This is a genomic window from Borrelia hermsii DAH (assembly GCF_023035675.1).
Taxonomy (GTDB): Bacteria; Spirochaetota; Spirochaetia; order Borreliales; family Borreliaceae; genus Borrelia; species Borrelia hermsii.
In genome coordinates this window covers 20015-29738 of sequence record NZ_CP073138.1, presented here as the reverse complement: position 1 = coordinate 29738, position 9724 = coordinate 20015, and the positions used below count along the sequence as shown (strand labels likewise).

15 protein-coding genes are annotated in these 9724 nt (G+C 30.3%); 1 reads left to right on the top strand and 14 read right to left on the bottom strand.

Annotated features, from left to right (window positions below):
- The first annotated feature begins 234 nt into the window (after nucleotides 1–234).
- Nucleotides 235–1467 carry a recombinase RecT gene (locus tag bhDAH_RS04770; RefSeq protein WP_247098879.1) on the top strand — a complete coding sequence of 411 codons (1233 nt, stop codon included), beginning with the start codon at nucleotides 235–237 and terminating at the stop codon, nucleotides 1465–1467.
- A gap of 46 nt (nucleotides 1468–1513) precedes the next feature.
- Here the strand turns inward: bhDAH_RS04770 and bhDAH_RS04765 are convergent, their stop codons facing one another.
- The 14 genes from bhDAH_RS04765 to bhDAH_RS04700 all read right to left on the bottom strand — a co-directional run bounded on the left by bhDAH_RS04765 (nucleotide 1514) and on the right by bhDAH_RS04700 (nucleotide 9721).
- The gene (locus bhDAH_RS04765) at nucleotides 1514–1867 is read right to left on the bottom strand and encodes a BBA14 family lipoprotein (protein ID WP_032489800.1); all 354 of its coding nucleotides are present in this window, start codon (nucleotides 1865–1867) and stop codon (nucleotides 1514–1516) included.
- Between the two features lies 1 nt (nucleotide 1868).
- Complete coding sequence (locus bhDAH_RS04760) at nucleotides 1869–2204, bottom strand: BlyB family putative holin accessory protein (protein WP_025407106.1); 336 nt, start codon at nucleotides 2202–2204, stop codon at nucleotides 1869–1871.
- Complete coding sequence (locus bhDAH_RS04755) at nucleotides 2201–2521, bottom strand: BlyB family putative holin accessory protein (RefSeq protein ID WP_025434310.1); 321 nt, start codon at nucleotides 2519–2521, stop codon at nucleotides 2201–2203. Before bhDAH_RS04755 ends, bhDAH_RS04760 begins: the two co-directional genes overlap by 4 nt.
- A complete protein-coding gene (locus bhDAH_RS04750) occupies nucleotides 2518–2715 on the bottom strand; it encodes a BlyA family holin (RefSeq protein ID WP_025434156.1) in 198 nt (65 codons plus the stop codon). The genes bhDAH_RS04755 and bhDAH_RS04750 overlap by 4 nt, the downstream gene beginning before the upstream one ends.
- A gap of 70 nt (nucleotides 2716–2785) precedes the next feature.
- A complete protein-coding gene (locus bhDAH_RS04745) occupies nucleotides 2786–3613 on the bottom strand; it encodes a DUF685 domain-containing protein (protein ID WP_247098878.1) in 828 nt (275 codons plus the stop codon).
- Between the two features lie 11 nt (nucleotides 3614–3624).
- Nucleotides 3625–4227 (bottom strand): DUF735 family protein, encoded by a 603-nt coding sequence (locus bhDAH_RS04740; protein WP_025434158.1) that lies wholly within the window; start codon nucleotides 4225–4227, stop codon nucleotides 3625–3627.
- 14 nt (nucleotides 4228–4241) lie between these two features.
- Nucleotides 4242–5120 carry a DUF276 domain-containing protein gene (locus tag bhDAH_RS04735; RefSeq protein WP_062706261.1) on the bottom strand — a complete coding sequence of 293 codons (879 nt, stop codon included), beginning with the start codon at nucleotides 5118–5120 and terminating at the stop codon, nucleotides 4242–4244.
- Entirely contained in the window at nucleotides 5117–5449 is a 333-nt protein-coding gene (locus tag bhDAH_RS04730; RefSeq protein ID WP_062706264.1) for a contractile injection system sheath initiator, read from the bottom strand. Before bhDAH_RS04730 ends, bhDAH_RS04735 begins: the two co-directional genes overlap by 4 nt.
- Nucleotides 5450–5519: 70 nt before the next feature.
- Complete coding sequence (locus bhDAH_RS04725; protein ID WP_062706266.1) at nucleotides 5520–6062, bottom strand: DUF777 family protein; 543 nt, start codon at nucleotides 6060–6062, stop codon at nucleotides 5520–5522.
- Nucleotides 6063–7049 (bottom strand): DUF693 family protein, encoded by a 987-nt coding sequence (locus tag bhDAH_RS04720; RefSeq protein WP_062706268.1) that lies wholly within the window; start codon nucleotides 7047–7049, stop codon nucleotides 6063–6065.
- Between the two features lie 4 nt (nucleotides 7050–7053).
- On the bottom strand, nucleotides 7054–7689 hold the full coding sequence (locus bhDAH_RS04715; RefSeq protein ID WP_062706271.1) for a DUF792 family protein: 636 nt from the start codon (nucleotides 7687–7689) through the stop codon (nucleotides 7054–7056).
- A 13-nt stretch (nucleotides 7690–7702) separates the two neighbouring features.
- Nucleotides 7703–9049 carry a DUF759 family protein gene (locus tag bhDAH_RS04710; protein ID WP_062706275.1) on the bottom strand — a complete coding sequence of 449 codons (1347 nt, stop codon included), beginning with the start codon at nucleotides 9047–9049 and terminating at the stop codon, nucleotides 7703–7705.
- Complete coding sequence (locus bhDAH_RS04705) at nucleotides 9046–9276, bottom strand: DUF1322 family protein (protein ID WP_025400198.1); 231 nt, start codon at nucleotides 9274–9276, stop codon at nucleotides 9046–9048. Before bhDAH_RS04705 ends, bhDAH_RS04710 begins: the two co-directional genes overlap by 4 nt.
- Entirely contained in the window at nucleotides 9263–9721 is a 459-nt protein-coding gene (locus tag bhDAH_RS04700; RefSeq protein WP_025400199.1) for a DUF1473 family protein, read from the bottom strand. The genes bhDAH_RS04705 and bhDAH_RS04700 overlap by 14 nt, the downstream gene beginning before the upstream one ends.
- Between the last annotated feature and the right edge of the window lie 3 nt (nucleotides 9722–9724).

The following is a 9724-nucleotide window of genomic DNA, read 5'->3' as shown; positions in this document are numbered from 1 at the left end:
TGTTTAAACTCCTTTTTTATATTTGTGATTATTTATTACTAGTAATAGTAACTCAATTATTAGTAATAAGTAAATCGCAACTTAGTAAAAAATAATTTTTATTTTTAGACTTAGCAAAAATAATAATATTAAAAATATTATAGCAAAAACAAATATTTAAAAAATCTTGTTAAAAGATAGTTTTTGTTATATTATTCTATTTATAGAATCACAAATATAAAAAAGGAGTTAATCATGACAAATACAAAGAATATGACAAAACCTGAGGTATCAAATACGATTAATACAATAACAGAAAAAATGAATTCAAGTAATATTTATGAGGTATGGGAAGCATATAAGAGTATGCATGGACTTAAAAGGATGGATACTCAATCAGAGAGAGAAATCTTAACTTTACTACAAGTAAATAATCTAAATCCATTCAAGAAGGAAGCATACATAATCCCATTTAATGGGAGATATGCAGTTGTGGTAGCATATCAAACATTACTTATAAGGGCATATGAGGCAGGGTATAGTAAATATAGCCTTGAATTTAAAGAAGAGATGGTTAAGACAATTAAAATTGATTCTAAGGGCAATAAAATGGTACAAGAAGATTGGCAATGTACAGCTTACTTCAAATCAGAGCATGGTAATATTTATAGTTTTTCTGTTTTATTTAATGAGTATTACAAAAACTCACCTATTTGGAGAGAGAAACCAGTATTTATGTTAAGGAAATGTGCAGTTAGTTGTCTATGCAGAACTTTGCCAGGCGCGGGGCTTGAGAGTATGCCCTATATAAGAGAAGAGTTAGGAGATGCAGATGATCTTTATGAAGCTCATAAGGTACAACAAATGGGGCATACTGAAACTGAAAAAATAGTGACTAAAGAGATGCGCCCTGTTGATTATGAGTCTGTTACCAAAAGTGATAATAAGCATGTACCATCCAATCTATCAATTGAGAGTGAGGAAGATAATGATGCAAATACCTTAGGAACTAGACAAGACACAACACAGGAACAATCTAAGGGTGTAGAAACCCCACCTGTAGATGTGAATAGAGTTGTGAAATCTAATAATACTAATACAGTAGGAGTAAATAAAGATAATAAAGCTAATTCAATTAAGTTTAGTTGCTATAAAAGTCTTCTTATAGCAGCACGTGGTATGCATAAGCATTTGGTTGATAAACCATTTAAGAGTATATCGCAGATAAATGCATATTTAAGTGCTATAAAGAAGGGGGATGATTCTTCCTTTTTAGAGTATTTTAATATGAATAAAGCTTTAAGGAGTGTTAACTATTGGATAGAACTCATTAGAGAATATATATTTAAGAATAATCATCTTATGAGGAAGTTAGATCAATTTGAGGCATTTATAGCGCTTATGCAGCCTAAATATGAGGATAGTCCACTCAGATTATTTGGATTCTTGTCAAGAGAAGAAGAATTAAGATATTTATTTGATACATAGATGATAATTTAAAGCAAATAAGCCCCATTAGGGGCTTTAAATAATATTAATTTTGTAATTTTGAATATTTTTTGTAAACCGCTTCAGCAATAGGTTTAGTTATCTTGATGTATGCTTTGAAAATGTTGATATTAAACATTAAATCCTGGATTGTCTGTTCAGACTTGAGTGTAGAAGAATCAAAATAAGTAAACTTAGGATACTTTGGGTCATTAACTTTCTTTTTTGTACGTGTTAAGAATACTTGCAAGTACATAACATAATCAGCTAGCTTAGCTTCATAAGTACTTAATTCTGTGAGGGTTTGGGTTTTAGGAAATGTTGGTTCTTCCGTTAGAGAAGCAATAGATGTACATGAGAAGATAAGCGTTAAGAAAGTTAAATTTACTAGTTTTTTCAAATTAGGCCTCCTTTAACATTTTGATGTAAGTACTCATGAGCTTATTACGTTTAGCTCTAAGTTGAGAAATGTATTTTGAATAATCATCATAATCCCCAGCAGTTTCTATTATCTCGATGTTGAGCCTTAGTATTTCTTCAATTTCAGAGAGTAGTTTGATAGCTTCCTTTTGTTCCATTTGATATACACTTGCCTCATATAGTGAGTAAAAATAATTAACCACTTTGGTGAAAATATTAATGTAGGTTACGGTGTTTTTACCTTGGTGGTTATTTTTTATAATTTCTGTAAATTTGTTTAGGATATCAACACTTAATTTAGCAGTACTTAATTTCATTTGACCTCCTTTTCAATTGATGAGATTTCTAATGGTAATTGCATATTATCTGGATTGCTATTAACCTTTTCTATAAATTTTTTGATTTTAGTTTGGATAGGTTCAAGTGTTTCTCTTATTTGCGGAGTTAAGGCATTCTCTAACCTTTCCATATTTTGTGTATAGATAATCTGATATTCTGTGTAAATGTCGTTTAGTAGCATGAATGTTTTATGAGCATTTTCATTAAACGACCCATCTTCAAAATTAGATAGTGTGTCAAATAATGTTACGATTGCATTTAAAGCAGTATCTAAAGAATTACGATCAAGTATCATAAATCCTCCTTTTCTTTGTCTCTGTCATGTATTTTTATCTTACTTAATAAGATACTTAGCATATCTTTGATTACTGGTTTGAAAATCAAACCCAAACTTAATATAAAAATACTAATAATGATTAACTTCACTTCATTGATGTTAATTAGTTGAAGTAAAAAATCTAATATGTTATTAATACTTAATTCATTCAACTTTATCACCTCGTGTTTATAATTGGTAAGCTACAACTATATAGCAAAGAATAGCAAAAACTATATAAAGTTATAACTTTACTAAAACCGGAACACGATTACCATTTATATATCCACGTTTTTGAATGTACCATCCTCTAAGTACTGGACATAAAATATCTACATAAGCATTTTTAGCACCGTAATAATATGCTGTTGACTTTTGTGAGCTATCAGTGTATTTAAGTGCTACTTTTTTTGCATATTTAGTACCAGACGCATTGATTGTGAGAGCAACAGTAATGTCTAAATAAATAGGGTTATCATCATCAGATGTATAAAATAAGAGTTCAACTTCTTGATTTGAATATTCTGATGTCATGTCTAATACGTAAGCTTGATTCTTAAAATAAGATGGGTAAATATATGAACTTGTAGTTTTTCTTTTTGTTGTAGTAAACCCAGAAGGAATTCCTGTTAAATATTCAGGTACTGGGGATTTTTGTAGCGTACTATAATTCATAATTACAAACTTATCATTTTTAGTTAATGTAGTTGATGATATATTTCCTATAATTCTGTCTCTTACTTTATCAGAAATATTATAAACACCGTTATTGGCATTGTTGAGTAATTTTTCAAGCACTTTATTATAAGCTTGATTTATAAAGTTTTCATTTGCTAATAGTTCAGTAGCAATTGTATCTTTAATGACTTCTTTGAAATACTCAAGTCCTTCATTTTTGAAGATTTTGTCTTTAGTTTTTTTAAGAAAATTTTCATATGTAATTGCATTGCAATTAGAACTTCCATCATCAAGTAGCATTAAATCAGTTTTTTGAATATCACCAACTCTGTTTAGGTTGTTGATTTGGATAAATTCTTCTTCATCAATTAAGAGTTTCTCTTCACTTGACATTAATGTTCTCCTTAATTAAAAGTAATAATTTCTATGTTTTCATTATTTGTAATTTTTAAGACACGTCCTATAGGAATGAGATTTTTTATAAATGCATAAATTGAGTGTGAATATCCTTTAGGAAGGAAATTGAATGTTAAAAATTTATATGCCGTTTTAAATCCTTTTTTTGTTTGATGTAATCGAATACGTTTTGGTTTATGCCCTTTAACGGTGCTAGGAGAGATAAAGGAAATAAAGTTAGTTTTTATCCTGTTTAATAATTTTATGTTAATTACACCAGCTTGTGGGGTAGTAACTTCAATATCGACATTTAAGAAGGCCTTAAAAAGTCTTATAAATGATTCATCAGTGCCAATATGACGTAAAGCAAAAAGTACACTATCAATGTTTGCTACAAGTGATTCGAGTGGTTGGCTTTCAGAGTAAAAGATTCTAAATAGATTGGATAACCAAATGGCAATAAAACGTGATGAGCAGTGGCGTGTAGCAGTAATGCTTGTGAAATTAGAATTTAGACTTTTTAGTTCTAGGTACATTGTATTTGCATACTCTAATTCATTTTGTATGAACTTTTCAACCCCAGTATCTTGAAGATGGATGGGTATTTGCATTTTTAATAGCTCCTTTAAGTTGTAATGTCAATGATTAATCTGTCAGTAAGATTGAAGATAAGTATTTCCTCAGGCTTAACTTCAATATTAGTATTTTCCTTAAATTCTGAATCAGTAATGCTTGCAATTTTAGTGTCATCTGTGTCTTTAATGCAAGCATATATTTTCATACTCTTAATTCCCTTAATCTCATTAACAGGAGCTATAAAATCTTGATATTCAAAGCTGATGCCCATATCAGGATAGTTATTAGTTACAATACGTTTGTATATATCTCTTATTTGCATGTCTATGTTAAGATATATGTGATTCTTAAGATCAAGTTGATATTTTACTTTAAGGTATACGTATTTTTTCTTTCCTAAAGATATTTTATAGCTTTTGAGTTGATTATGAGTGTTAAGGCCATCAATTGTGATACTACCATTAAAGAGTGTACCTACAGGCATAGTTGAATAAAGCACTTTCCAAAGTTTGGCTTTAAATGTAGAATCAGTGATATCAGTTTTACTAGAATTTAGTAAAGAGTCATTTAATATAAGATAAATATCAGCTGTTCCGGCTTTAGAATCAATATTGACGTACTCTATTTCTTTAAGTTTAAGCAATGATGAACGAACCGCATCAAAGGTAGTACTCTTAACACTTATGTGCTCTTCGATTGCCTTAAAGTATTCGCCACCGGGACTTACTTTAGAGAAAAATGAATTAAGTTCATCAATGATTTGTTCTTCAATTGTTGCAAGTGAGGTTGCAATAATATTATAAATGGAGGATGGGTCATTATTAATGACAATCCCATGCATATCTCGTAAGTATGCTCGTTTGGCATTAACTATTTGTTGGATATTCTGTTTTAGAATACCAAAATCAGGATCAAAAAGAATGCTCATATTCTAATCTCCATATTTAAAGTGTCGTTTGCAAATTCAAATATAATGTTTAATGTGTTATTTTTAGTAATTGTTTCAATGTTGACAACATCAATTTTGAGGTCTTGTATAATGCTTGAAAAGTAAGTTTTAATTTGTGTTAAAGAGCTTGTCTTAGCAAACCTTGTAAAGAAATTATAATCAAATCCCCAATTAGGAGCATTCTTAAGACTACCCTTTGGAGTTCTTAAAAATATAAATAAACGTTGCTTTTGTTCATTTATTCCACTAGTTAATGCTAAGTCTTTTTTAAAAACCAAATTAAATTGATTGTCAATCTGTAAATCCAATCTTTAACCTTTTAATGATTCTAATTTAACCTTTAACCGGTAGTAAATATAGCACTATTTTGGCAAAAACCTATTTTAGTAACATATTTATTTTAGTTGTAATTTTTACAAGATTGCTGTAAAAGCTAGGTTCAACACTAGCATTTCCAATGACCCGTAAATTTTGTAGACAAGAAACAATTTCTTCTAATACTGCCCTTAAGCTTGTATTGTTAGCTTTAATGTCTATGGGGTTTTGTATGTCAATTGCAAAGTCATTAACTTTGATAGTAGCATTTTGCATGTTAATTGGCCTTAGAATATAAAAATAGTTTTTGTCAAAATAATGATTATCATCCTCATTAAAAAGGTTAATACTACTTTGAAGTAAGATTACCCCGTCATTTTCTTTAAGATTAAAATGCATGTTTGATATATTGCGTGTCTTAATTTCTAAGTCTGTGTGTCCAGAGAGCAAAACAACACCTTCTTGTGTAGAGGCGTTAAAAGATTTGATTATTCCTATTTTAGAGATAAAAATGTTTCTATAAGTCCATAGTTTTATTTCTTCTTGTGTTAACGGGGAGCCTTTCATTTGGCTATTCATTCTGTATATTTCATAATTCAAGTTCATTTATTTAGCTGTCCCATTTATTTCTAAGTAATTAGAGTCATCATAAAGCTTAAGGATAAGTGAGCATTCACCAGTATTGCTTAAGATAGCATTAGACTCTATAATACTGCTCTTAACTTCTTTTCCAAGCGAGTCAATGAATTTTACCCTGTCACCAACTTTCAGTTTGTGTGTGTACATAACTTTGGCATTCCAATATATAAATCTTATACTTAAAGTACTGCCAATAGTAATCTCTTGTTGAGGAATAAACTCAAGACCAAAATCTTCAAGAGGTAGATAATTTGTATTTTGCTCTGCAGGTGTGGCGTTAGTAAAAATGTAATTACACTCAACATGAGTGTTCCCGAGAGCCGATTCTTTAATAAGTTGTGTATGCTCCTTAGGTACAATATCTGTTCTAACACTTTGAACATACTTTTTAGTTATCTTTTCAAGAAACTCAAGAGGAGTATTTGCACAAAAACTTTCTGTTATAATTTTTGTTCTCTCAGCATAGCTCATATTGATAATGCATTTACCAGGAAAAGCTGATTTAATTGCATTCTCTACACTCATTCCCTGGAATTGATTTATTTTAAGCTTGCGATTGAAATAATTACTTTTTGTTGCCAAATGAATTTCAAGGTCAACACTAAAATCTCCATTGGGATAATCAGTACTCATAGGAACACCCAAATAACCTGCCATAATAAAGTCATAATCTTTAGAGTCTGCGAACTTTTTATAAGATATTTTTACAATATCTCCTTCATTTACATTATCAGTAAAGTCTATAGGTAGGTTCCAAAGGGTTAGCTTGCTTTTCTTTGCACACACATAATTGTTACTTGAGTACATATCAGATATTGATATGTCAATGTGTATTCCATCTTCAGTTTTAATTATAATTTTAGGCTTTTCTTCTGATGTGATATTCTTAGTGCTAGTTTTACTTGGATTATAAAATTCGATTTTGAAGTCGTATTTGATAAGTCTACATTCCATGAAGTTATCCTTTATATATTGAAAATGTTTTAAGAACTTCTAAGGTAAGACTAATTTCAACCTCATCAAGGTATACTGTGTCCTTAAGGGTAAGAGAGGTAATTGCAACAATACCCCTAAACCCTAAAGTTGGACTGTAGAAACTAAATGGTACACTCTCTTCAACTCTATTAATAAGTTGTTGTTTTGCCAGATTACTGGTATGAGGAAAGATTAACTTTCCAAAAGCCGTATTAGCCGAGAATTTAAGCAGTTCCTTATAAGCACTAGTTAATACAGCATTATTTAATGTGATAACTTCACCAGTGAAAGTTGGATTGTAACTTACATATTCAGATTTACGTGTGTAGTAGTCAATTACAGGACGCTTTGAACATGTTGTGGTGTAAGTTGTGCTAATTAGTTCAGTTTTGGGTAAGATGAAAAATCCTTGTGGAACGTATCCCAGTCCCTTAAAGTCCATCCTTGGACATAAACTTAAGAAGTTATATGCCATAAACACACTAGAAATTTCATTGAATGTTTCTTTAAGGATACTTGTTACTTGTGATGGAGTAAGCTTTAAGAAGTCTAGTGTTGCCTTTACTGGTGCTGTGTCTTTATATTTATGAATGAAGTCTGTTGTAAGCTGTGGTATCATATTTAAATGCTCCTTAAGGTGTTCTTATGCTTGCGTCTGTTTCTAATTTTGATTCAGTATCAGTACTTAAGAGTGGTGAATGGCTTTTATCTGTTGTAGGTTTTGAACCAAATAACCATTTGTATGCCCAATTAGGCAGTGTTAATTTTAGAATTTGATTTCCAAGCTTTATAAGCCATTCGTTAATGTCACCGAAAAAACTTTTAATTCCGTCTATTATGGGCTCAACAATATGTGTTTTGACGGTAAAACCTGTTAACCATTTAGCTATGGTTTCTATTTTTTCCAACATGGGTTGGAATACACTAGCTGAAAGTTTTCCAAATGAATCTTGAGCTTTATCCAGACTATCCTTAATTTTTTCAGCTTCACTAGCATAAGTAGGAAACTCAAGAGAGTTCCAGTCCTTAATAATTTCTTTTAATTTGTCTGTTCTGTAATCAAAGGTATAACCAGTTGCTACTCTGTCATATTCCATTTCGGCTCGTTCATTATATTTATCAGTAAATTTATTAAATGAACTCATAATGTTATAAAGAGAACCGCTTTTGCCTTGCAAGAATTCTGCTACTGCAGTAATAGCAGAATTCTTATCACTAACAACCCCGGTAGATTTAAGCTTTGCAGCAAATGCTACAGCCTGCTTAAGATTATCGTCATTGTTTTGACCTAAGTGTTGTAATACTTTTCTAAGAGTCCCAGCAGAGTTGAGAAAATCTTCTCTTTCAATGCTGTTCCCAAAACCAGGTATGCCTTGAAGCATGCTATCAAGTTTGCTCTTTTCATTTGTTTTAAATACTCTTGAAGTAATTAAGTCAAGCTTTTGAAATCTAGCATCATTAAGTATAGATTTTTTTGCAAAATTCAAGATATCACCAATACCACTTTGAAAGGTATGACCCACTATATGTCCAAGAGCAGTTCCAGTAGCAATTTTCAAAATGCTACCGCCTTTAAGAATACTTTTTTGGATAGCTTTGTGAAGTATTGTTTCCTTATGCTTGCCACTTTTCATTTCTTCATATTCTAATCGTCTTCGGTCTTTACTTGACATAAGTGAACGCTTGAATGCTTTTTTTCTAGCTTCCTCAAATTTGTATCCTAGCTTAACAAGTTTTTTAGTTTCAGTAAATCTAAACTTTTCTACCCTTTCTCGTAATTTCTCATATTTGGTTTGTTTGGCTAGTTCACGTTTCTTCTCAGATAAGTTATGTTTTAAGATATCTTTAGTGCTCTTTAGAGAAGATTTTTTAGGTTTAATTAAATGTTCTAGTTTAGAAATGTCTTTTTCTAATGATTTGCGAGTTGATGCATGATCTAGCACTCCTGTAAATTTAATTGTAAATTTTGGAGTATTCATAACATTCCCTTAGAGAGAGTCATTTCAAATATTTGCTTTTCAAGTTTCAGATTCGATATTTTGTAAACCTCATTTAGTTCTTCGTAGTTCAATGTTTTGACTTCATTTAAAGTGCAAATACCCATGATAACAGGAAAGAAATATTTGTTTTGTTTTATCTCTTCAAGTAACTTAAAATATTCAAGTTTGGTTTCATTAAAGATTTTACTTCCATTATGGATTTTCATCCTGTATCCCCATTGATGTTTGTTGTGACTTGATATTTTGTATTATCTGTTCATAATTCCAACTATCATTAATGTAATCAAATTGTACAAATCCATCAGCATTATTTAGATAATGGCTTAAGTAAACTAAAGTTGGTTTCTTAAAGTCAGGATCTGATTTGAATACATCAAACTGAATTGAGTAAAGTATGTACTTAAGATAATCTTTGTAGTAAGTAATGTACTCTCTATTTTCATTTAAAATAAAGTAAAATTCATCTAAAAAGCCAGGTTTAATCATAAGGTCTGTTATTGCTCTTAAGTATTCAAGATTATTAAGTTTTTTGATGCCTTCATTTTGTGAAAATCCTAATATAGAGTCCCATTCGTAAACGGGCAGTACTCTTACTTCAAATGTAAAAGTCTTATCTTTAGTTAATATATTCATTTTGTAACGCGTAATCATAAA

Excerpts from the sequence above, each read along its gene's own strand:
- bhDAH_RS04715 (WP_062706271.1), bottom strand. The coding sequence starts at position 7,689 with ATGATACCACAGCTTACAACAGACTTCATTCATAAATATAAAGACACA.
- bhDAH_RS04740 (WP_025434158.1), bottom strand. The coding sequence starts at position 4,227 with ATGCAAATACCCATCCATCTTCAAGATACTGGGGTTGAAAAGTTCATA.
- bhDAH_RS04700 (WP_025400199.1), bottom strand. The coding sequence starts at position 9,721 with ATGATTACGCGTTACAAAATGAATATATTAACTAAAGATAAGACTTTT.
- bhDAH_RS04735 (WP_062706261.1), bottom strand. The coding sequence starts at position 5,120 with ATGAGCATTCTTTTTGATCCTGATTTTGGTATTCTAAAACAGAATATC.
- bhDAH_RS04725 (WP_062706266.1), bottom strand. The coding sequence starts at position 6,062 with ATGAACTTGAATTATGAAATATACAGAATGAATAGCCAAATGAAAGGC.
- bhDAH_RS04705 (WP_025400198.1), bottom strand. The coding sequence starts at position 9,276 with ATGAAAATCCATAATGGAAGTAAAATCTTTAATGAAACCAAACTTGAA.
- bhDAH_RS04755 (WP_025434310.1), bottom strand. The coding sequence starts at position 2,521 with ATGATACTTGATCGTAATTCTTTAGATACTGCTTTAAATGCAATCGTA.
- bhDAH_RS04710 (WP_062706275.1), bottom strand. The coding sequence starts at position 9,049 with ATGAATACTCCAAAATTTACAATTAAATTTACAGGAGTGCTAGATCAT.
- bhDAH_RS04760 (WP_025407106.1), bottom strand. The coding sequence starts at position 2,204 with ATGAAATTAAGTACTGCTAAATTAAGTGTTGATATCCTAAACAAATTT.
- bhDAH_RS04770 (WP_247098879.1), top strand. The coding sequence starts at position 235 with ATGACAAATACAAAGAATATGACAAAACCTGAGGTATCAAATACGATT.
- bhDAH_RS04745 (WP_247098878.1), bottom strand. The coding sequence starts at position 3,613 with ATGTCAAGTGAAGAGAAACTCTTAATTGATGAAGAAGAATTTATCCAA.
- bhDAH_RS04720 (WP_062706268.1), bottom strand. The coding sequence starts at position 7,049 with ATGGAATGTAGACTTATCAAATACGACTTCAAAATCGAATTTTATAAT.